At 69.3% G+C, this 22,559-nt stretch carries 17 protein-coding genes; 9 read left to right on the forward strand and 8 right to left on the reverse strand.

The features are described 5' to 3' along the window. Window positions 1–30: 30 nt before the first annotated feature. Window positions 31–942, reverse strand: a complete 912-nt coding sequence (panB, locus tag BA895_RS11955) for a 3-methyl-2-oxobutanoate hydroxymethyltransferase (protein ID WP_070192176.1) — start codon at window positions 940–942, stop codon at window positions 31–33. Window positions 943–1,289: 347 nt separating this feature from the next. Here panB and BA895_RS11960 point away from each other — a divergent pair, with 347 nt between their 5' ends. From BA895_RS11960 to BA895_RS11975, 4 genes are all read left to right on the forward strand, one after another. Next, on the forward strand, window positions 1,290–3,644 hold the full coding sequence (locus tag BA895_RS11960) for an immune inhibitor A domain-containing protein (protein WP_083283271.1): 2,355 nt from the start codon (window positions 1,290–1,292) through the stop codon (window positions 3,642–3,644). 193 nt (window positions 3,645–3,837) lie between these two features. Further along, on the forward strand, window positions 3,838–5,175 hold the full coding sequence (locus BA895_RS11965) for a glutamine synthetase family protein (protein WP_070192138.1): 1,338 nt from the start codon (window positions 3,838–3,840) through the stop codon (window positions 5,173–5,175). Between the two features lie 37 nt (window positions 5,176–5,212). Continuing rightward, window positions 5,213–8,242, forward strand: a complete 3,030-nt coding sequence (locus tag BA895_RS11970) for a bifunctional [glutamine synthetase] adenylyltransferase/[glutamine synthetase]-adenylyl-L-tyrosine phosphorylase (RefSeq protein WP_070192139.1) — start codon at window positions 5,213–5,215, stop codon at window positions 8,240–8,242. Next, window positions 8,239–9,513: an MFS transporter gene (locus BA895_RS11975; protein WP_070192140.1), complete on the forward strand. Its 1,275-nt coding sequence runs from the start codon at window positions 8,239–8,241 to the stop codon at window positions 9,511–9,513. The genes BA895_RS11970 and BA895_RS11975 overlap by 4 nt, the downstream gene beginning before the upstream one ends. Window positions 9,514–9,536: 23 nt before the next feature. On the opposite strand, the gene BA895_RS11980 is transcribed toward BA895_RS11975, so the two are convergent. Then, window positions 9,537–11,096 carry an MFS transporter gene (locus BA895_RS11980; protein WP_254666443.1) on the reverse strand — a complete coding sequence of 520 codons (1,560 nt, stop codon included), beginning with the start codon at window positions 11,094–11,096 and terminating at the stop codon, window positions 9,537–9,539. 150 nt (window positions 11,097–11,246) lie between these two features. Here BA895_RS11980 and BA895_RS23105 point away from each other — a divergent pair, with 150 nt between their 5' ends. From BA895_RS23105 to BA895_RS11995, 3 genes are all read left to right on the forward strand, one after another. Continuing rightward, a complete protein-coding gene (locus tag BA895_RS23105; protein ID WP_083283272.1) occupies window positions 11,247–11,552 on the forward strand; it encodes a FeoA family protein in 306 nt (101 codons plus the stop codon). A 62-nt stretch (window positions 11,553–11,614) separates the two neighbouring features. Then, window positions 11,615–13,522: a ferrous iron transporter B gene (locus BA895_RS11990; RefSeq protein WP_139142622.1), complete on the forward strand. Its 1,908-nt coding sequence runs from the start codon at window positions 11,615–11,617 to the stop codon at window positions 13,520–13,522. 1 nt (window position 13,523) lies between these two features. Next, on the forward strand, window positions 13,524–14,174 hold the full coding sequence (locus BA895_RS11995) for a NifU family protein (RefSeq protein ID WP_070192142.1): 651 nt from the start codon (window positions 13,524–13,526) through the stop codon (window positions 14,172–14,174). A gap of 296 nt (window positions 14,175–14,470) precedes the next feature. Here the strand turns inward: BA895_RS11995 and glnA are convergent, their stop codons facing one another. Next, window positions 14,471–15,895, reverse strand: coding sequence for a type I glutamate--ammonia ligase (gene glnA, locus BA895_RS12000; protein WP_070192143.1), 1,425 nt, complete (start codon window positions 15,893–15,895; stop codon window positions 14,471–14,473). A gap of 215 nt (window positions 15,896–16,110) precedes the next feature. Here glnA and BA895_RS12005 point away from each other — a divergent pair, with 215 nt between their 5' ends. Then, entirely contained in the window at window positions 16,111–16,593 is a 483-nt protein-coding gene (locus BA895_RS12005) for an RDD family protein (RefSeq protein WP_070192144.1), read from the forward strand. A 32-nt stretch (window positions 16,594–16,625) separates the two neighbouring features. On the opposite strand, the gene BA895_RS12010 is transcribed toward BA895_RS12005, so the two are convergent. From BA895_RS12010 to lipB, 5 genes are all read right to left on the reverse strand, one after another. After that, window positions 16,626–17,378 carry a DUF4191 domain-containing protein gene (locus BA895_RS12010; protein WP_070192145.1) on the reverse strand — a complete coding sequence of 251 codons (753 nt, stop codon included), beginning with the start codon at window positions 17,376–17,378 and terminating at the stop codon, window positions 16,626–16,628. 4 nt (window positions 17,379–17,382) lie between these two features. Beyond that, entirely contained in the window at window positions 17,383–18,408 is a 1,026-nt protein-coding gene (lipA, locus tag BA895_RS12015) for a lipoyl synthase (protein WP_070192146.1), read from the reverse strand. Window positions 18,409–18,624: 216 nt separating this feature from the next. Continuing rightward, complete coding sequence (locus tag BA895_RS12020) at window positions 18,625–19,710, reverse strand: ABC transporter permease subunit (protein ID WP_254666444.1); 1,086 nt, start codon at window positions 19,708–19,710, stop codon at window positions 18,625–18,627. Further along, window positions 19,707–20,666 (reverse strand): ABC transporter ATP-binding protein, encoded by a 960-nt coding sequence (locus BA895_RS12025; protein ID WP_070192147.1) that lies wholly within the window; start codon window positions 20,664–20,666, stop codon window positions 19,707–19,709. Before BA895_RS12025 ends, BA895_RS12020 begins: the two co-directional genes overlap by 4 nt. 75 nt (window positions 20,667–20,741) lie before the next feature. Beyond that, on the reverse strand, window positions 20,742–21,410 hold the full coding sequence (lipB, locus tag BA895_RS12030; RefSeq protein ID WP_070192148.1) for a lipoyl(octanoyl) transferase LipB: 669 nt from the start codon (window positions 21,408–21,410) through the stop codon (window positions 20,742–20,744). Between the two features lie 59 nt (window positions 21,411–21,469). Here lipB and BA895_RS12035 point away from each other — a divergent pair, with 59 nt between their 5' ends. Further along, entirely contained in the window at window positions 21,470–22,537 is a 1,068-nt protein-coding gene (locus BA895_RS12035) for a Gfo/Idh/MocA family oxidoreductase (RefSeq protein ID WP_070192149.1), read from the forward strand. Window positions 22,538–22,559 lie beyond the last annotated feature (22 nt).

Here is a 22,559-nt window from a genome sequence, read left to right on the forward strand (position 1 = left end):
GGCCACCCCGCCCTCAGTCTGGTTGGGGTCTCAGTTGTCGAACGAGTGCTCGGCGCCGGGAAAGGCCCCCGACCCCACGTCGGCGGCATACGCACGGGCCGCCGAGAGCAGGGTGCCCCGAAGGTCGGCGTACCGCTTCACGAAGCGCGGCGCCCTGCCGGCGCGCAGCCCGGCGAAGTCGCTCCACACCAGCACCTGGGCGTCGGTTCCCGGCCCCGCCCCGATCCCGATCGTCGGGATGGTCAGCTCGCGGGTGATGCGCTCGGCCACCGGCGCTGGCACCATCTCGAGCACGACGGCGAAGGCACCAGCACCTTCGAGCGCGAGCGCCGCCTGAACGAGCACATCGGCCCCGTCACCCCGGCCCTGCACCCGGTATCCCCCGAGCTGGTGCTCGCTCTGAGGGGTGAAGCCCAGATGGGCCATGACGGGGATTCCGGCACCGGTCAGCGTCTCGACCAGGGGCACCATCCGCTCGCCGCCCTCGAGCTTGACGGCGTGCGCGAGACCTTCCTTCATCATCCGCACGGCCGAGTCGAACCCCTGCACCACCGAGCCGCCGTAGGAGCCGAAGGGCAGGTCGGCCACGACGAAGGCGTAGCGGGCGGCGGTCGCCACCGCGCGCACCAGCGGCACCATCTCATCGAGGGTGACCGGCACCGTCGTCTCGTAGCCGTAGACGTTGTTGCCGGCGGAGTCGCCCACGAGCAGCACGGGGATGCCGGCCTCGTCGAAGATCTCGGCGGAGTACATGTCGTAGGCCGTGAGCATCGCCCACTTGCGACCGTCGGCCTTCATCGCCTGAAGGTGCGGGATGCGCACCTTGCGGCGCGGCGTGCTCGGCGTGCTCGGCGTGCTCGGCGTGGAGAAGGGGGTGGCCGAGCGAGACCCGGAGCCGTACGGGCTGGGTGCTTCCGGCTCCTCGCCTTCGGCTGGCGCCACGTCTCTCGCTCTGGAACCCGTTGGCAACCCTTGCCTCGTCTCGTCGGCCATGCGGCCGAGCATAGTGAGACGGCCTCCGAGACCGAGCAACGGTGATCGCGATGGCAAGGCCCACCACCGGCTGCAGCGGAGCACCGCCGACGCGGGTCGACACCCTGACCGCAGGCTGGGCGTCAAAGGCCGTGATCACAACATATCTGGCGGTGTGGGGCGGGGCTGTCGGGCAACTGACAGGCTGCGAACAGGGAATCTTGGCAAATTCTTGGTAAGGAACCTCGATTTCGACCCTTCGTCGTGGTCTTATTCCGGGGGCGTCACGTCGGCGCTCGGAACCAGGAGGACGAACCTTGAACAAGCGCCAATGGAGCGCGGTGTCGGGACTGGCAGTCGGGGCGCTGGTCGCCGCCGGTCTGACCGCTCCGATCCAGGCTCAGGCAACCCCCAGCCCGAAGGCCCCGGTGAGCAGCGATCCTGCTGCCGCTCAGGCTTCCCGGTCGGACAACCTGCCCAACCCGCTCGCCGACAAGGCTGCCGCGGAGCGCAAGGAGGCGGTGACCAAGCTCGTCAAGGGCGAGGCCACGACCACGACGATCAACGGCAACCGCGTCATCAAGGTTGACTCGACGGTCAAGGACAAGCGCGGTAAGAACGCCAAGAAGTCGCGCTTCATCAACTACCCGGTCGACCGCGAGGAGGACATCTTCACGATCCTCACCGACTTCGGCACTCAGACCATGGCCGGCCAGACGGCCACCGCGGGCCCGGTGCACAACGAGATCGCCTCGCCCGACCGCGTGTGGGACAAGAACGCCACCGACGACAACTCGACCTACTGGGTACCCGACTTCAGCCGAGACCACTTCCTGAACCTGATGTTCGGGGCGAAGGACTCGTTCAGGGACTTCTACCTCAAGCAGAGCAACGGCCGCTTCGTGGCCAAGGGCGATGTGTCCGACTGGGTGACCGTGCCCTACAACGAGGCCCGCTACGGGTCGAACACGGTGGCGCAGACTGACGGCTACTGGAGCTACATCAAGGACACCGCGACCGCCTGGTACAACACGCAGAAGGCCGCCGGGCAGAGCGATGCCCAGATCAAGACCTACCTGGCCCAGTTCGACAAGGTCGACCGCTACGACTACGACGGCGACGGCAACTTCAACGAGCCCGACGGCTACATCGACCACTTCCAGGCCATTCACGCCGGTGAGGGCGAGGAGGCCGGTGGCGGCGCACAGGGCACCGACGCCATCTGGTCGCACCGCTGGTACGCCTACTCCAACGGGCAGGGCAGCACCGGCCCCGGCTTCAACAAGCTCGGTGGTGTGCCGCTGGGTGACTCCGGCATGTGGATCGGCGACTACACGACCGAGCCCGAGAACGGCGGCCTGGGCGTGTTCGCGCACGAGTTCGGCCACGACCTCGGCCTGCCCGACCTGTACGACACCGCGGGCGGCGACAACGGCACCGGGTTCTGGACCATCATGAGCGGTGGCTCGTGGCTCAACCAGAGCAGGGACGCCATCGGCACCAAGCCCGGCTACATGGGCCCGTGGGAGAAGCTGCAGCTCGGCTGGCTCGACTACACCACGGTCGACTACGGCAAGAACAAGCTCGTCAACCTCGGCCCCGCCGACCGCGCGGTCAAGGACAGGACGAACACCGACGAGAACTCCTACGGCGTCAAGCCGCAGGCGATCGTCGTCCCCCTCCCGAAGCGCGATGTCTTCACCGAGAAGAACACCCCGCACTCGGGCTCCGCTGAATGGTGGAGCGGCCTCGGCAACGACATGAACTCGACGCTCGGCACCACGATCGACCTGACCGGCGCGGCCACGTCGGCCTCGGTCAACGCCTGGGTCGAAGGCAACCTCGAGCCCGAGTACGACTTCCTCTACGCCGAGGTCTCGACCGACAACGGCGCCACCTGGGCCAAGGTCGGCGATCCGGTCGACGGTGCGTTCGCCTGGGCCCAGAAGAGCTGGGACCTCTCGGCCTACCAGGGCCAGTCGGTGCAGTTCCGCTTCCGGGTCTCCACCGACGGCGGAGTGGCGAGCGAGGCCTACCTCGATGACATCTCGGTCACCAAGGACGGCGTCGAAGGAACCATCGACGACGTCGAGGGTGGCGCCGGAGCGTGGGTGGCTAGTGGCTTCTCGATCATCGACGGCACGACGTCCAAGCAGGTCCAAGACGTCTACTACGCCGAGAACCGGGTCTACAGCAACTACGACAAGGGTCTCAAGGCGGGTCCGTACAACTTCGGTTGGGCCAACACCCGGCCGAAGTGGGTTGAGCGCTTCCCGTACCAGAACGGTCTGCTCGTCTGGTTCAGCAACGGCGAGTACGCCGACAACAACACCTCGGCGCACCCGGGCGGTGGGCTCATCCTGCCGGTCGACGCTCGTCCGAAGGCGGTCAAGTTCCCGGACGGTGCCTTGCTGGGCAACCGACGTCAGCCGTTCGATGCCACGTTCGGTCAGGAGCGCACCGACATGGTGACCTTCCACCGCAACGGCTACGGCGTGACGCTGAAGTCGGCCCCGGCGATCCCCACGTTCGACGACACGAACCAGCTGGGCTACTGGGACGCCTCGAACCCGTGGGCCTCGACGGCCGTCAGCGGGCTGGGGGTCACGATGAAGGTCGTGCAGACCTCGAGCAACAAGGAGAACATGCTCGTTCGCGTCACCACCAAGTGACCTGAACGGCGCCGGACCAGGTCCGAACCGCATCAGCGCCGTGGGCCCCCGGGATCACTCCCGGGGGCCCACGGCCGTGCCGGCAGGCCGGCATCCGACCGGCTGGCAGCAGGCGGTCGCAGGGTGAAACTCACAGAGCAACAGCTAGGAGAGCCGTCACACCGATGAAACCTCGATGCGGCAGGATCGACCCATGAACCGTCAGGAAGAGTTTGTGCTGCGCACGATCGAAGAGCGCGACATCCGTTTCGTCCGTCTGTGGTTCACCGACGTGCTGGGCACCCTCAAGTCGGTGGCCGTCGCCCCGGCCGAGCTCGAAGGGGCGTTCGCTGAGGGCATCGGGTTCGACGGGTCTGCGATGGAGGGGCTGACCCGGGTCTACGAGGCCGACATGCTGGCCAAGCCCGACCCGTCCACCTTCTCGATCCTGCCGTGGCGCGGTGACCCCCCGGGCACGGCTCGGATGTTCTGCGACCTGCAGCTGCCCGACGGGAGCCCCAGCATCGCCGACCCGCGCAACGTGCTGCAGCGGGGACTGACCAAGGCCGCCGACCTCGGGTTCACCTTCTACACCCACCCCGAGATCGAGTTCTTCCTGCTCGAGCCGGGCCGCGGCCCCGACGGCCGCCCGGTGCCGGTCGACGACGCCGGCTACTTCGACCACGTTCCGCACGGCACCGGTCATGACTTTCGGCGGGCCGCCATCACGATGCTCGAGAGCATGGGCATCTCGGTGGAGTTCAGCCACCACGAGGGAGCTCCCGGTCAGAACGAGATCGACCTTCGCTACGCCGACGCCCTCAGCATGGCCGACAACGTCATGACCTTCCGCACCGTCATCAAGGAGGTCGCCCTCACCCAGGGGGTCTACGCCACCTTCATGCCGAAGCCGTTCTCGGAGCACCCGGGCTCGGGCATGCACACCCACGTCTCGCTCTTCGAAGGCGACACCAACGCCTTCTTCGGCCCCGGCGCCCCGTACCAGCTGAGCAAGGTCGGCCGGCAGTTCATGGCGGGTCTGCTCGTGCACGGCGCCGAGATCACCGCCGTCACCAACCAGTGGGTCAACAGCTACAAGCGCCTCTGGGGCGGCGGCGAGGCGCCGGCGCACCTGACGTGGGGCCACAACAACCGGTCGGCCCTGCTGCGGGTGCCGATGCACAAGCCGAACAAGGGCCAGTCGACCCGCATCGAGGTGCGCTCGCTCGATCCTGCCTGCAACCCCTACCTGGCGTTCGCGGTCATCCTCGGCGCCGGGCTCAAGGGCATCGAGGAGGGCTATGAGCTGCCTCCGGAGACCGAGGACGACGTGTGGGGACTCACCGATGCCGAGCGACGAGCCATGGGCATCAAGACCCTGCCGGCCTCGCTGGGTCGAGCGCTCGAGGTGATGGAGCAGAGCGACCTCGTGGCCGACATCCTCGGCGAGCACGTCTTCGACTTCTTCCTGCGAAACAAACGTCAGGAATGGCTCGACTACCGCCACGAGGTCAGCAAGTTCGAGCTCGACCGCTACCTCCCGCGCCTGTGACGGCTCCCGAGCATCCTGAGAGTCGACACTGACGAGAATGGCATCGCGAACCTCCTCCGTCGAAGCTGCCCTCGCCAGGGTCGGCTTCGCCGACGTGCCGCGCGCCGCCGGTCTCCTCGGCGACCCGGCGCTGGCCCTGCTTCGTCGTCAGCACGAGCCCGACGGGGTGCCGGAGGTGCTGCTCTCGGCGCTTGGCGAGGCCGCCGATCCCGACCAGGCGCTGCTCGGGCTGGTGCGGGTGATGGAGTCGCTGGCCACCCGGCCCGACGCACCCGGTCACGGGGTCACAGCGCTCGCCGCCGCGCTCACCGACGACCCCGTCGCCCGGTCCCGGGTGCTCGGCCTGCTGGGGGCCTCCACCGCGATCGTCGACCACCTCGTCAAACACCCTGCCGACTGGCTGTTGGCAGCTGCGGCCACGCGGCCCACCGGCGAGCAGGTGCGGGCCGACCTCGTCGCGGCGGTCGGGACGGGGCGCGGCGAGGTACCGGCTCTGCACGCCCTGCGAGTGGCCTACCGGCGTGGTCTGCTGCGCATCGCCGCGCTCGACGTGACCGCACCCGACCCGCTCGCCGAGATGCCGGCCGTCGGCGAGGCGCTGGCCGAGCTGGCCGAGGCCGCGCTGGAGGCCGCTCTCGTCATCGCGCGCGAGGAGTTCGGGCCAGGGCACGAGCAGTGCCGCCTCGCGATCATCGGGATGGGCAAGACAGGCGGTGGCGAGCTCAACTACGTCAGCGATGTCGATGTCATCTTCGTCGCCGAGCCTGCTGACGGGGTCGAAGAGGAGATCGCCCTGCGCGTCGGCACGACCCTCGCTGCCGCCACGATGCGGGCCTGCTCGGCGCCCACGCCCGAGGGGAGCCTGTGGCCCGTCGACGCGGCGCTGCGGCCCGAGGGCAAGCAAGGCCCTCTGGTGCGCACCATCGCGAGTCATCGGGCCTACTACGAGCGCTGGGCCAAGACCTGGGAGTTCCAAGCGCTGCTCAAAGCCTGGGTCTCGGCCGGCGACCGCGAGATCGGGCTGCGCTACAAGGCAGAGATCGGGCCGCTCGTGTGGGAGGCGGCCGGTCGCGAGAACTTCGTCGAGGACGTCCAGGCCATGCGTCGTCGGGTGGAGAACCACGTTCCCCCCAACGAGGCCGCGCGTCAGCTCAAGCTCGGCCCCGGTGGGCTTCGTGACGTCGAGTTCAGCGTTCAGCTGCTCCAGCTCGTGCACGGGCGCTCAGACCCCAGGCTCCGTTCGGCCACCACGCTCGAGGCGCTGGCCTCACTGGCCCGGGGTGGGTACGTCGGGCGCGACGACGCTGCGGCCCTCGACCGCGACTACCGACACCTCCGCTGCCTCGAGCACCGCATCCAGCTCCACCGGCTGCGCCGCACCCACCTGATGCCCGAGACGCCGGCCGACCTGCGCCGTCTGGGTCGGTTGATGGGCCATCGCACGCACCCCGAGAAGCAGGTCGTCGCCGACCGACAGACGATCGCTCGGGAGGTGCGCCGCATCCATGAGCGGCTGTTCTACCGACCACTGCTGGCCGCCGCCGCCAAGCTGACCCCTCAAGAGGTCGGACTCACGCCGGAGGCCGCCCGGGCGCGACTCTCGGCGTTGGGGTTCGGTGACCCAGCGGGCGCGATGCGCCATATCGAGGCGCTCACCACCGGGGTCAGCCGACGCGCCGCCATCCAGCGCACCCTGCTGCCCGTCATGCTCGGCTGGTTCGCAGATGAGGCAGACCCGGATGCCGGGCTGCTGTCGTTCCGGCGCGTGTCCGACGAGCTGGGTTCGACGCACTGGTACCTGAAGATGTTGCGCGACGAGGGCCGGGCCGCCGACCGTCTCGCCCACGGGCTGGCTCGAAGCCGCTTCGCGGCCGACCTGCTCGTGCGCTCACCCGAGAGCGTCTCGATCTTCGGCGATGCCAACGGACTGGTGCCTCGCACCCGCGAGGCGCTGGTCGCCACCATGACCTCCGCGGTGAACCGGCGCGAGACGGGTGCCGAGGCGGTGACGGCCGTGCGGGCCATCAGGCGGCACGAGCTGGTGCGCATCGTGATGGCCGACGTCGTGGGCGAGCTCGACCTGCGCTCCGTGGGGGCGGCGCTCAGCGACCTGGCCGCGGCCACCATCGAGGTGTCGCTGGCTGCCGCCGTGTCCCAGGTCGAGCGAGACGAAGGGGTCGCCCTGGGCGGCGAGATCCTCGTCGTGGCGATGGGCAGCTTCGGCGGCGCCGAGATGGGTTACGCCTCCGATGCCGACGTCATGTTCGTGCTGCGGTCGCACGGAGATGAGGCCGCCGTTGCGGCTCGAGCCACCCAGGTGGTCCAGAACCTCAAGAAGCTGCTGTCCGGCCCGGGCCCCGACCCCGCGTTGGGCATCGATGCTGACCTCCGGCCGGAGGGCAAGGCCGGCCCCCTCGTTCGCAGTCTCGACTCCTTTCGCACGTACTACGACCGGTGGGCGCTCACGTGGGAGTTCCAGGCGCTGCTCAGAGCGCGCCCGATCGCCGGGCCGGCCGACCTGGCCACAGACTTCGTCGCCCTCATCGACCCCCTTCGCTACCCCGCCGAAGGGCTGTCCCGAGAGCAGACGCGCGACATCCGCACGCTCAAGGCGCGCGTCGAGGCCGAACGACTGCCGCGGGGGGCCGACCCGCGCAAGCACCTCAAGCTCGGGCTGGGTGGCCTCACCGACGTGGAGTGGACCGTGCAGCTGCTGCAGCTGAGGCATGCCCACGACACCCCGACGCTCAGGGTGGTGGGCACGATGGCCGGCCTCGAGGCGCTGACGGCAGCCGGGCTCCTGCCCGTCGAGGACGCCAGGGCGCTGCGCGAGGCCTGGGTGCTCGGATCGCTGATCCGCAACGCCTCGGTGCTCTGGCGGGGACGAGCCGTCGACAGCGTGCCCTCCGACCTGCGTGACCTTGAGGGGGTCAGCCGGCTCATGGGCCGAACGGCCGGTAGCGGGCACCAGCTCGAACCCCTCTGGCGCAAGGTCGCCCGCCGGTCGCGGCAGGCGACGGATTTCAACTTCTACGCCTCCCGACCGCACGGTAGCGTCGAGTCGTGACGACGGCTCAGAGACGGGAGAGTGGGGAGCCGACCTTTGTGGCGGTGCTCCGCGCACCGCGCTTCCTGCCCGTCTTCGTCGCCAACGCGTTGTCGATGTGGGGCGACTACATCGCGAGAGTGACCATCGCGGCGGTCGTCTTCGAACGCACCCGCTCACCGCTCGCCACCGCCACCACCTTTGCCGTCAGCCTCCTGCCGACCTTCTTCGGTCGCAGCCTGCTGGGCCCGCTCGTCGACCGCATCCCGTACAAACGGGTGCTCATCCTCGCCCATCTGTTGCGGGCCATCTGTGTCGTCGGGCTGATCTTGCTCGTCAAGACGCAGTCGTCGCTGTGGGGGATCTTCGGCGTGCTCGTCGCCCTCGAGGCCATCGGTGGAGCCGCCTCGGCCTCGAACGAGGTGCTCTACACCGACCTGTTCCAGGACCGGCACCTCTACGCCCGGTCGGTCGGTCTGCGGGCCATGTCCGAACAGGTCAACCAGGCCATCGGGCTGGCCCTGGGCGGGGGGCTGGTGGCCCTGCTCGGCCCGGAAACAGGCCTGCTGCTCGACCTGGCGACCTTCGTGGTGGCTGCAGGCGTCATTGCCGTGGTCGTCGAGATGCGGCCCGTTCGGGGTGAGCGCGGACGCGGGTTCTGGGGCTTCGCGCGTGACCTCGGCGACGCCGTCGGTGACCTTGTCCGACATCCGGTGCTCGCTCGCCTCGTGCTGCTGGGGGCCTGTGCCACCCTGGGCATCGCGGCCCCTGAGGCTCTGGCCATCCCGATCGCCGGTGAGAACGGATGGGGTGGCGCATTGATGGCAGCGCCCATCATCGGCGCCGTGGTCGGCATCGTGCTCATCTCCCGCCGTGGTGTGCAGGCCCAGAACCGCCTGATCGTTCCGCTCGCCCTGGCGATGCCGGTGCCGCTGTTGATGACGGCGTTCTACCCACCCAAGATCCTCGTGGCTCTGCTGTTCTTCGTCAGCGGCATGCTTCAGGCGTTCATGGTGCCGTTGCAGTCGACCTTCGCTCTCGTCACGACGCCGGAGCTGCGCGGGCGGGTGTACAGCCTCGCGGGGGCCGTCTCGGTCGCCTGCGCCGGCGGGTCCTTCCTGGCGGCAGGCTGGATAGGTCAGCACACCGACCCCTATGTCGGCGTCGCCGCCAGCGCCGGAGTCTGCCTGGCCCTCATCGCCGCTGCTGCGATCTCGTGGCCGCACCTACGGATGCAGACGGCCGTCGAGCAGGCCTACACCGACCCTCCCGAGCCGCATCCGGCCGGATGAGCCGATGGCGGCCGGTGCCGCCCTCAGACGGTCTCGCGGTGTCGGCGACCGCGGAGGTCGAGCAGGCTGGCGACCAGAGCCACGGTGACGAGCGCCGCGGCGACGCGCAGGGCCGAGGTCGCACCGCCGGCGCCGCCGGGCCCGTCAGCCCCCTTCGAGGCGAAGAAGACCGCGCCGATGAGGGCGATGCCGGCTGCCGTGCCGATCCGCTGGCCGGTCTGGAGCAGCCCGCCCGCCGTGCCGGCCCGCGCCACCGGGATGTCGGCGAGGGTCAGCGTGACGTTCGGGGAGATGACGATGCCGCTGCCGACGCCGGCCACGAGCAGTGGTGCAGCGAGCGCCCAACCGAGCGAGGGCCCACTGACCAGCCCCAGCACGACGTCGGTGGCGATGAGGCCGACCAGAACGGTGACCAGCCCCGCCGTGACGAGCACCCGGCCGTAGCGGTCGACGAGGTTGCCCCCGACAGCGGCCGACACGGCCGAGCCGGCAGCGAACGGCGTGACGGCGAGGCCGGCCAGGAGCGGGGTGTAGCCCAGACCCTGCTGGAAGTAGATGGTGAGCACGAAGAAGATTCCGGTGAAGCCGGCGAAATAGATGGTGCCGACCGCCGCGCCGGGGGAGTAGCCAGGAACCCGGAACAGCGCGAGGTCGACGAGCGGGCTGCGCCCCCGACGGGTGTAGAAACGCTCCCACTGTACGAAGACGCCGGTGATTCCCAGCCCGATCAGGGCGACCCACCAGGGAACGCTGGGGGTGCCCCCTCGACCGGTCTCGACGAGCGGCAGCAGCAGCGTCACCACGGCGAGGGCGAGCAGCACGACACCCACCGGGTCGAGGTCAAGGCGTGACTTCTGCGACCGCGGCTTCGGAGCCGGCAGCCACAGACGGGCCAGCACGACCGCGCCGACCGCCACGGGCAGGTTGACGAAGAAGATCCATCGCCAGCCCGCGGCCGGCCCGAGGGCGCTGATGATCAGGCCCCCGACGATCGGGCCGACGGCGGTCGAGATGCCGATGGTGGCTCCGAGCAGGCCGAACGCCCGGCCCCGCTCGCGGCCCCTGAACAGCTCCTGGATCAGGCCCGACACCTGCGGGTTGAGGATGCCGCCCGCCGCGCCCTGCACGAGCCGGGCCACCACGAGCAGCCCCGCGCTCCCGGCGAGGCCGCAGGCCAGTGAGGCCAGTCCGAAGAGCACCACCCCGATGATGAAGACGGTGCGGCGCCCGATCGCGTCGCCGATGCGGCCGGCGCCGACGAGGGTCAGCCCGAACGTGAGGGCGTATCCGGACACCACCCACTGCAGGTCGCTCGGGGAGGCACCGATCCCCGTCTGGATCGACGGCAGCGCGACGTTGACGATGCTGACGTCGAGCAGGGTCATGAAGCCGGCGACGAGACAGACGGCCAGCGCCTTCCAGCGCCTCGGGTCGGGGGTCTCGGTTCGCGTGGCAGGCGTGGGCCGGTCGCTCTCGGCGTCGCTGCTGCTCACGCTCTCGCTGGGGCTGCTGCCCGCCGGGCGGTCGCCGAACGCGTCGCGACCTGTCGTGGAGGGGGCGGCCTGGCCGCCGGAGTCGTTCACACTCCAGTCTCTCCCGTCGACGCGGTTCCTGCGTCGGCACCGGTTGACGACGGCTCGTCCATGAGGTTAGCCTCACCTTAACGGGCCCGACGACGAAGCCGACCTGCACACCCACGATCCCTGCCTGATTTCCGCACCGGAGGCAACCGTATGTCCCTCGTGTCCACCGCCTTGCGCGAGCGTGTCATCGAGCCGTGTCCGGCGAACGACCACGGTCGGCGGCTCACCCTGGCCGATCTGCGCGCGGGCGACACCGCACACATCGTCGAGCTGAGCACGAGCACCGACCCCGCGACGGCCCGTCGGCTGTTCGACCTGGGCTTCGCGCCCGGCGCCCCGGTGCAGATGCTGCGACGAGCCCCGATGGCCGACCCGGTGATCTTCCGGTTGGCCGGCTACGAGGTGGCGCTGCGCCGTGTCCATGCCCGTTGCGTCGGGGTGTCTGCCGACCTGTGACCGGCGATCGTCCTGGTGCGGGTGATGGTTGCCACAGCGCGGCGGGTGGGAGGTCGTCGACGTTGCCCGGCGGCATCCGCATCGCGCTGGTGGGTAGCCCCAACTCCGGCAAGTCGACGCTGTTCAACGCACTGACCGGCCTGCGGGCCAAGACGGGCAACTACCCGGGTGTCACGGTGGCGCGCTACGAGGGCACCACCACGGCACTTGGCCTCTCTGTGACGGTCGAAGACCTGCCGGGCACGTACAGCCTCGACCCCATCAGCCCCGACGAGCAGATCGTCACCGATCTGCTCGACCCTCAGAACGACGCGGTCGCCACCCCCGACGGTTTGGTGGTCACGCTCGATGCGACCTCGCTTCGCCGTTCGCTCGGCCTGCTCAGCCAGGTGCTCGGTACTGAGCTCCCGGTGTGCGTGGTGCTGACCTTCGCCGACGAGCTCGCTCGTCGTTCGGGTTCCCTCGATGTCGAGGCCCTGCGCCGCGCCCTGGGTGTGCCGGTGGTCAGCATCATCGCCGGCCGGCGCACTGACCTGGCCGAGCTGCGGGAGCTGCTCGCCGCGCCGCAGTCGTGGGCCACGCCGGCGATCCTGCCCCCTACCCACGACACGACCGAGACCAGCGCCTGGATCACCTCGGTTCTCGCCGCAGCTCGGTATGACGTGCCGCAGGTCGACGAGCGCACCCGGCGCATCGATGCCGTGCTGCTGCATCCGGTCTGGGGTTCGCTCGTCTTCTTCGTCACGATGTTCGCCTTCTTCCAGGTGATCTTCACCGTGGCCGCTCCGCTGCAGGACTACGTCGAGCAGTTCTTCGGCTACCTCGGCTCGCTGGTCTCCGAACACGTCTCGAACCCGTGGATCGGCAGCTTCCTGTCGAACGCCCTCCTCGGCGGCGTCGGTGGGGTGCTCGTCTTCCTGCCGCAGATCGCCCTGCTCTTCGTGATGGTGGCGTTGCTCGAGGGCGTCGGCTACCTCTCTCGCGCCGCCTTCCTGATGGACCGGGTGATGGCCAAGGCCGGGCTCGAAGGGCGGGCCTTCGTGGCGCTGCTCTCATCGATGGCCTGCGCGATCCCGGGCATCATGGCCACCCGCACCCTTCCCTCGGCCCGCGACCGCATCGCCACGATGATGGGCGCGCCCCTCATGACCTGTTCAGCGCGGCTGCCGGTCTACGTGCTGCTGATCGGTCTGCTCGTCGACCCCGGCACCCGGTTCGGCCCCTTCGGGGCGCAGGGCGCCATCATGTTCGTGCTGTATCTCGTGGGCGCGGTGTCAGCGATGCTCGCGGCGTGGGTGTTCTCGCGGATCGGCCGCGGCCGCGGACCGTTGCTGCCCTTCTACATGGAGATGCCCAGCTACCGGATGCCGTCGGCGCGTGCTGTCGGGCTGTCGGTGTGGGAGGCGTGCCGGGCCTTCCTGCGCAAGGTGGGGCGGATCATTCTCGTCACGACCGTCATCCTCTGGCTGCTGCTCAACCTTCCTGGTCGCGGCCTGGCCGAGATGCAGGCCAGTGGGGTCGACACGAGCAACGACACGGCCGTGGCGGCCTACGTGCTCGACAACAGCCTGGCCGCCGACGCCGGCCGGGCCGTGGCTCCCGTGTTCGAGCCGCTCGGGTTCGACTGGCGCATCAACGTCAGCCTCCTCGCGTCGCTCTCGGCCCGCGAGGTCTTCGTCGCCACGCTCGGCCAGGTGGCCTCGGCCGAGAACCCCGACAACCCCAGCGAGGCGTTGAAGGCGATGACCGTGGCCGACGGACCGCGTGCCGGTCAACCGCTGTTCACGGCGCCCGTGCTGGCGGCGTTGCTGGTCTTCTTCCTCTACGCCCTGCAGTGCATGTCGACGGTGGGGGTGATGCGCCGCGAGTCGGGCACCTGGCGATGGCCGGCGATCGCCTTCGGCTACATGTTCGTGCTCGCGTGGGGGATGGCGTTCCTGACCAAGCTCGTCGTCGAGGCGGTGACCTGACATGGCCGCCCTCCGGGCCGGCGTACCGCCCCTCGTTCCCCTCGTTCCCCTCCACGCCGAGCCGGTCGACGGTGACCCCCTTTCGATGCGCTGGATCGTGCCGCCCGACGTGCTGGGCTTCGTCGGAGCGACGACCCGACTCCCTCGAGTGCTTCAGTCGTTGCTCGACGACGGAACGATCGACGCCGTGTCAGTGGAGCCGGCGGCAGTGCGGTTGCGCCTACGGCCCGGGCTCACGTGGCGCCGCGACGGCGCCGGGGTGCGCACCGCGCTGCAGGCCGCCCTCGCGGAGCCTGAGCACTGGCAACCCTCCTACGACGGCACGCCCGACGACGTGTTGCGGATGGCCGTGGTCGAGGTCATCGACGGCGACGTCGGAGACTACGTGCGCTCTCACGGGGGCCAGATCGAGCTGGTCGACGTGCACGACGGTGACGTCAGGGTGCGGATGAACGGGGCCTGCACGCACTGCCCGGCCTCCCGGGTGACACTGGGCGACCGGTTCGAGATCGCGGTACGGGCCCGCTACCCACAGCTGCGCTCGGTCACGTCGGCCGGCTCGGGCGGCTCGAGTGCCTCCGTCACGGATGCCGCTGTACCCCCAGTCGGGGCCCGACGCCGGCTGCCCTTGGTGTTCTCGCGCCGTCTCTGACGCTCTGCTCCGATCACGGACGCGGCGATCGCTGGCCCAGCGGCATCCAGATCGGGGCTGGCAGCGAGCCCACGTTCCTCGTCTGCTGCGCGCCCGACACCTCTGAGGCGTCAGGGGTGCCAACCGCGCGAACGGCTGTGCGCCTGGCACCTCCGAACGTTCGAAGGTGCCAGGCGCACAAGGTGGTACCTCGTTCCTCGGCTCAGATGTCGCTGCGTTCTCGTTCGACCTCTGGCCTCGTTCCTCGGCTCAGATGTCGCTGCGTTTCCGTTCGACCTCTGGCCTCGTTCCTCGGCTCAGATGTCGAAGTACATCTCGAACTCGTGCGGGTGCGGGCGGAAGCGGATCGGGTCGACCTCGTTCTTGCGCTTGTACTCGACCCACGTCTCGATGAGGTCGGAGGTGAACACGTCACCCTCGAGCAGGTAGGCGTGGTCAGCCTCGAGCGCGTCGAGCACCTCCGGCAGTGACCCGGGAACCTGCGCGATGGCGGCGTGCTCCTCGGGCGGCAGCTCGTAGAGGTCCTTGTCGACCGGCTCCGGGGGCTCGATGCGGTTCTTGATGCCGTCGAGCCCGGCCATCAGCTGAGCGGCGAAGCACAGGTAGGGGTTGGCCGACGGGTCGGGCACGCGGAACTCGATGCGCTTGGCCTTCGGCGAGGTGCCCGTGATCGGGATGCGCACACAGGCCGAACGGTTGCGGGCGGAGTAGACCAGGTTGACCGGTGCCTCGTAGCCCGGAACGAGGCGGTGGTAGCTGTTCACGGTCGGGTTGGTGAAGGCGAGCAGCGACGGAGCGTGCTTGAGCAAGCCGCCGATGTACCACCGCGCGAGGTCGGACAGCCCGCCGTAGCCGCGCTCGTCGTAGAAGAGGGGCTCGCCGTCCTTCCAGAGCGACTGGTGGGTGTGCATGCCCGACCCGTTGTCACCGAAGAGCGGCTTCGGCATGAAGGTGGCCGTGTGACCCTGCGCCCACGACGAGTTCTTGACGACGTACTTGAACTTCATCAGATCGTCGCCGGAGTGCAGCAGCGTGTTGAAGCGGTAGTTGATCTCCATCTGCCCTGCGGTGCCGACCTCGTGGTGGCTCCGCTCGACGTTGAGGCCGACGTCCTTCAGCTCCCGACAGATCTGGTCGCGGAAGTCGGCGAAGTGGTCGACGGGGGAGACCGGGAAGTACCCGCCCTTGTACCGGGTCTTGTAGCCCTTGTTGCCGCCCTCCTCCTCGCGGCCGGTGTTCCAGGCCGCCTCGATGGAGTCGAGGTAGTAGTACGACGCGTTCGCCTTCGTCTCGAACCGCACGTCGTCGAAGACGTAGAACTCGGCCTCGGCCCCGAAGAACGCGGTGTCGGCGATTCCGGTCGACTTCAGGTACTCCTCGGCCTTGGTCGCGATGTTGCGCGGGTCGCGGCTGTACCGCTCGTCGGTGAAGGGGTCGAGGATGGAGAAGTTCATGACCAGGGTCTTCGCCGTGCGGTACGGGTCGATGAAGGCGGTCGCGGGGTCGGGAATCAGCTTCATGTCTGACTCGTGGATCGCCTGGAATCCCCGGATGGACGAGCCGTCGAACATCTGACCGACCGTGAAGAAGTCTTCGTCGACGGTTTCAGCGGGCACGTTGAAGTGCTGCATGACGCCGGGCAGGTCGCAAAAACGAATGTCGACGAACTCGACGTTCTCGTCCTTGATGTACGCGAGCACTTCTTCAGCTGAGCTGAACATCCAACCTCCTGATGTGGGGCCAGGGGCGCCGCCAGCACACGCCAAGAATCGCCAGGCGCCGACGACAACCCCTGTGCTGTCGTTCGAAACTGTAGCGAGCAGCCGTTTCTCGTGCATGACCCGGGTGTTTCCGCGGTGTTAAGCGGCGGCTCACCCATGGCCCACAGTGCGGGGTCGGTGCAGCGCCGCCGGGCGGGTCGTGGTTGGCTTGTCAGGTGGTGGATCGCGAAGACTTCGGCTCGTGGCTCGACGGCCCCCGGTCACGCACGGCGGCCGGGGAATGGCGTGGCCAACGACTCGGGATGCCGCAGCACGGGCCGGGCTCGTTGGGCTCGTTCGGCCGCCGGCTGGTCGGCGTGATCGTCGACTGGGCCATCGCCACCGTCATCGCCGCCGGCCTGTTCCGCGCGCCACTGCCCTTCTCGGCTCAGGCCACCAACGGCGGTGAGAGCTTCACCGTGCTGGGCGTCTTCGCTGTGATGAACCTGCTGCTCGTCGCCACGCTCGGCTTCACCATCGGCCACCGCATGGTGGGGCTGCAGGTGCGCTCGCTCTCGGGAAGCGGCCGCGTGCTGCCCTTGCAGGCTTTCGCCCGCACCGTGCTGCTCTGCCTCTTCATCCCGGCCGTCATCTGGGACAAGGACGGGCGTGGCCTGCACGACAAGGCCGCGAACACCGTCATCGTGCGTGCTCGCTGACCAGCGCTCAGCTCACCTGACCAGCGCTCGGGTCACCGGCCGCGCAGCGACTTCCGGTCCATCCGGGCGCGCGTGGGGTCGACGCCAGGTGGCAGCGGGGCCTTGAGGCCGCCGAGGGCCTTGAGCCGCTTGTTGACCAGTGACATCTCGTCCTTGGTGATCTTCGGCTTGAGCTTCTGCACCTTGCTCGACAGCTTGGGCAGGGGGATCTCGCCCTCGCCCTTGCCGACCCGCATGAGCGTGACGGGAACGCCGGGGGCGACCCGCTCCACGCGCTTCTTCTCGGCAGCCAGCAACTTCTGCACCCGGGCCGTGGGCCCTTCTCCGACGAGCACGACGCCGGGGCGCCCCAGAGCGCGGTAGACCATCGCGGCAGAGGCGAAGTCGCCCGGCCGGGCGACGTCGGCCGCCACCGGTTCGCGTTCGGTGTACCAGCCCCGACGGATCGAGGTGAGCGCCGCCCCGGCCGCTCCCGCCTGCCCGTCTATCTGTGAGTAGGCGGCCCGCTCGGCCCGGCGGCTGAGCGTGACGGTGGCAGCGAGGATGCCGAAGAGCAGACCGAAGAAGCCGAAGATCCACGGCAGCTTGATCAGCACGCCGACAACGAGGAACACGGCGAAGGTGCCAAGCAGGGCCAGCAGCATCCACCAGCCGATGACCGGGTCGGCCTTCTTGGAGACCTTGTAGACGTCAAGGATCTGCGCAAGGCGCCCAGGCTTCTTCACCTTGGGAGTCGAAGCCCCTGAGTCGGTGTTCTTGCCGCGTGCGAACGGGTTGCGTGCCATGCGGTCAGGATACGGCGCTGGCGGCTCGAGCCACCAGCGACGCGGCCTCTTGGCGGGCGGGCGACTCGGCCGCCTTCGCCAGGTGAGCGAGGTGCGGGGGGATCTCGCGCCCCCACTTGCGCATCGCGGTGGCCCACAGGCGGCCGGCGCGATAGGAGGAGCGCACGAGTGGGCCGGCCATGACGCCCTTGAAGCCGATCTCCTCCGCCACGTTCGACCAGTGCACGAACTCCTCGGGCTTGACCCATCGGTCGATCGGGTGGTGCAGCTTGGACGGGCGTAGGTACTGGGTGATGGTCAGGATGTCGCAGCCGGAGTGGTGGAGGTCACCGATGGCCTCCTCGATCTCGTCATCGGTCTCACCCATGCCGAGAATCAGGTTGCTCTTGGTCACCAGCTCGGCCTCACGTGCCATCGAGAGCACCTTGAGCGACTTCTCGTAGGTGAACGCGGGGCGGATGCGCTTGAAGATGCGCGGCACCGTCTCGAGGTTGTGCGCGAACACCTCGGGCCGGGCGTCGAAGACCAGCCCGACGAGCTCGGGTATCGCGCCGAAGTCGGGCGGCAGGATCTCGACCCCGGTGTTCGGGTTGAGCAGGTGGATCTGGCGAATGGTCTCGGCGTAGAGGCCGGCCGCGCCGTCGGGCTGGTCGTCGCGGGCGACCCCGGTGACGGTGGAGTAGCGCAGACCCATCTTCTGGACCGACTCGGCGACCCGTCGCGGTTCGTCGAGGTCGAGCATCTGGGGCTTACCGGTGGCGATGTCGCAGAAGTCGCAGCGCCGGGTGCAGGTGTCACCCCCGATGAGGAAGGTGGCCTCCTTGTCTTCCCAGCACTCGAAGATGTTCGGGCAGGCCGCCTCCTGGCACACGGTGTGCAGTCCTTCGCTCTTGACCATCGAGTGCAGGGCCGTGAACTCGGGGCCCATCTTGGCGGTCGTGCGAATCCACTCGGGCTTGCGTTCGATGGGCGTCTCGGCGTTGCGCGCCTCGACGCGCAGCATGCGGCGGCCGTCGGGTGCGACAGTCACAGAGGTGCTCCTTGAGTCGGATGCCCAAGGGGTCTTGGGGCCAGGTCTTTGGGCTGGGTTCAGCCTACGCCCGAGCGCAGACGGGCGCCGAACCGACGGGATGCCGCTCCCGGCATCCAGACTGATCTGCAGCCGCGTTGAGAGTAAGCCAGGGGTATGCGCGGGCGGGTTCTTACGTCACTGATGCGTGGGGCGGTTCAGCGGCGTAGTGACCGGTCAGGTGACGTCGCGCCGCCGGAAGATGGCCAGGGCGGCGACCACCCCGACGACGGCGACGATGAGCAGGTAGACCCAGCCATGGGTGAAGCTGTTCTTCAGCTGCAGCCCCTGACAGCCGTCGGCGTTGCAGACGTTGACGTAGTACGTGGCGCCGTTCTGCACGAAGGCGTCGATGTTGAGGCTGACGAACCAGGGCCTCAGGCGTCCGTCTCCGATGCCGTTCGCGATGAACCCCTCGACCACGACCCCGTAGCCGAGCACCAGCCCCACGACGGCGGCTGTGCTGCGGGCGATGAGCCCGATCGCAGCCCCGCCGAGCCCGCCGAGCGCCACCACCGCGACGATGCGTAGCAGAGCCAGGGCGAGCGGTTCCGGGTTCGACGGCAGGGCCTCGGGCAGCTTCAGTGAGGCATCGGGCCGGTTGACCGTGGCCACCCCGCTGACGGCCAGGGCCGTAAGCGCGAGGCCGAACACTGCCAGCAGGGCGCCGGCGATGGTGCTCGCCGTGAGCTTCGAGGCGGCCACGCGCAGGCGCCGCGGCTGGAAGGTGAGCCAGTTGCCCATCGAGCCGGAGGAGAACTCAGCTGCGATGAAGCTCGCGGCAAGCAGGAACGAGAGGAAACCCAGCAGGTAGACGGCGCTTTGTGCCACCCCGCGGATGAGCTCGTCGGTCGCGGGGTTCGTGAGGCCGAAATCCTCGGGGCTGGGCGGGCCGAAGACCTGCTCGCAGTTGAAGTCGGCGCTAGGGTCGACCGCCTTCTGCGCAGCCTCGTCGGTGCGGCATCCGGAGATCTGCGCGGCCTTGTCCTCAGCCGTCATCGACTGCTGCTGCTGCTTCATCTCGGCGACCATCGAGTTGTAGCTGTCGATGCGCTGGGCGACGGCCTCGGGGTTGGTCTGCTCGTAGACGCCGTAGGTGGCGAGCCCGACGAACGCGATGACCCCAACGATGGCGACCTTGGTGAGCCGGCGCCACCACAGGCGGCGCAGCTCGACCCCCACGAGGCCGATGAAGCTGATGCCGCCAGGCCGCACCTGGGCGCGCGGCCGCGGGTCAGCCGGAACCATGGTCTGGTTCGTCACGCCGCCCCCTCCTTCGCGCCACCGGCCACCCGGTCTGACTCGCTACCCAGGCCTTCCTCGGCAGTCAGGGCTAGGAACACCGACTCGAGGTCGGCCCGGATCGGGGTCAGCTCGCTCAGGTAGAGCCCGTGCCCGGCCAACGCCCGTGTGATCGCCGCGGGGTCCTCCGTGGTCACAACCAGGCGTTCGCCGTCACGGCTCACGGTGAGCCCGTCGTGCTCGAGAACCTGCTCGGCGCGCTCCGGGGAGGCCACGGTGACCCGCACGCGAGCGGAACCGGAGTCGCCGAGGATGTCGCTGACCCGCCCCTCGGCGAGCAGGGCGCCGTGACCGATGATCGACACCGTGTCGGCCACGTGCTCGACCTCGGCGAGGATGTGCGAGCTGACGAGCACCGTCTTGCCCTGCTCGCCGAGGCTGCGCATCGTGTCGCGGACCTCTCGGATGCCGGCCGGGTCGAGGCCGTTGGTCGGCTCGTCGAAGATGAGCAGGTCGGGGTCCTTCAGCAGGGTGGCCGCGATGGCCAGACGCTGCTTCATGCCCAAGGAGTACGAGGCGAAGCGGTCTCGACCACGATCACCGAGGTGGGTCGCCTCGAGCACCTCGTCGATGCGCGCGTTCGGGGTGCCGATCGCGCTGGCGAGCAGGCTGAGGTTCTGACGCCCGGTGAACGACGGAAAGAACTTCGGCGACTCGACGATCGCGCCCACCCGGTCGATGACCGCCGGCAGGTTGCCGGGCACGGGGCTGCCGAAGACCTCGGCCGTGCCGCTGTCGGCGCGGATCAGCCCGAGCAGCATCCGGATCGTCGTGGTCTTGCCTGACCCGTTGGGCCCGAGGAAGCCGTGCACACCGCCCAACGGCACGCTCATGCTGAGTCCCTGGACGGCGACGCGCCGGCCGCCGCGGGTCCAGTAGGTCTTGCGAAGGTTGACGGTGCGGACCGCGACGTCCATGAGCTCCCCTGTCGAGTCTGGCCGGCCGAGCCGTGACGTTTCGATGCGGGTCGGTGGCCAAACCCTAGAGGGTCATCACGAGCCGACTGCGATGGCGCGCCGGTTCGGTTTCAGGGTGGGCAGGATGTCGCGCAGGTGGCGTTCCACGTGGGGGAGCACCTCGGTGACGGGCACGTCGCGGCCGAGCTCGAAGGAGAGTGAGGTGACGCCGGCGCCGACGATTCCGCACGGGATGATGACCTTGCCCCAGGAGAGGTCGGGGTCGGCGTTGAGGGCGAAGCCGTGCATCGCGACCTGCCGGCTGACCCGGATGCCGATCGCTCCGATCTTGCGCCGTGGCCCGCGCTCGTCGGCCGCGATCCAGGTGCCGCTCTCACCCGGAATGCGACCGGCGTCGACCCCGAAGTCGGCGCAGACGCGAATCATCATCTCCTCGAGGTGGCGGACGTAGCCGACGACGTCGATGGGGGCGGGGAGACGCACGATGGGATAGCCGGTGATCTGTCCGGGACCGTGCCAGGTGATCTTGCCGCCGCGGTCGACGTCGACGACCGGGGTGCCGTCGGTCGGGCGGTCCTGCGGCTGGGTGCGCTTGCCGGCCGTGTAGACGGCGGCGTGCTCGAGCAGGTAGACGGTGTCGGGCTCCTCACCGCTCACCACCTTGGCGTGGGTCTCGCGCTGGAGCTGCCAGGCCGCCTCGTAGTCGACGAAGTCAGGGCTCAGACCCAGGTGCACGAAGCGCATTCCGTCAGGGTACGCCGCCGGCACGGGCGGCCCAGGCGGTCTGTGGTTGGCTGGGCCGTATGCCTCCCAGCCCCGCCTCCTCACCTCGCCCGATCCGTGTCGGGCTCGTCGGCTACGGCTCCGCAGGCCGCGGCATCCACGCGCCGCTCATCGTGCGCGCCGGCCTGGAGCTGGCTGCCGTGTCGACCTCGAACGGCGATCGCGCGGAGCAGGTGCGTTCCGACCACCCCGGCACGAAGGTCGTGACCGACCTCGACGCGCTGCTCGGCCTTCCGGGGATCGACCTCGTGGTGCTGGCCTCCCCGAGCGGGGTGCACGCCGAGCAGGCCGAACGCGTGGTCGACGCCGGCATCCCACTCGTCGTCGACAAGCCGCTCGCGGTCGACGCGAGCCGGGCCATCGAGGTCGTCGACGCGGCGGCGCGAGCGGGCGTACCACTCACGGTGTTCAACAACCGGCGGTTCGACCCCGAGCACGCGGCGCTGTTGCGCGTTCGCGACGAGGGCCTGGTCGGCGACATCTGGCGAGCCGAGTACCGCTGGGACCGTTGGCGCCCCGTTCCGAAGGAGCGGTGGCGAGAACAGGTTTCGGCGAGCGAGGGGGGCGGCCTGATGCTCGACCTGCAGTCCCACCTCGTCGACCAGGCCGTCGTGCTGCACGGGCGCATCGAGCGTGTCTACGCGGAGATCGACGAGCGCACCACGGTCGCCGACGACGACACCTTCCTGGCGTGCCATCACACGTCAGGGGTGGTCAGCCATCTGATGGCCAGCTCGGTGAACGGCGCACCCGGTCCCCGGGCCCGGGTCGCCGGTTCAGCCGGCGCCTACGTGATCGGCAGACAGGTCGACGACGTGAGCGCCTTCACCGAGTTCGAGAACGACGGTGACGCGGTCGGCTGGATCGTGCGCGGAGACGAGCGGGAGCCAGGACCGGTGGTGACCGACGCCGACCAGGCCGACTTCTACCGCAGCGTGGCGCGAGCGTTGGCCGGCCCCGACGCGCAGTCGGCCATGCCGGTCGACCCGTCGGATGCCGTTCACGTGCTGGCCGTGATCGACGCGGCGCGCGTCAGCGCGCGGGGCCAACAGGTGGTCTCGGTGATCACGCCGGGGGAGGCCCCCTAGCCCGTCTGCGCCAGGGGTGTGG

The organism is Humibacillus sp. DSM 29435, assembly GCF_001758225.1.
Lineage (GTDB): Bacteria > Actinomycetota > Actinomycetes > Actinomycetales > Dermatophilaceae > DSM-29435.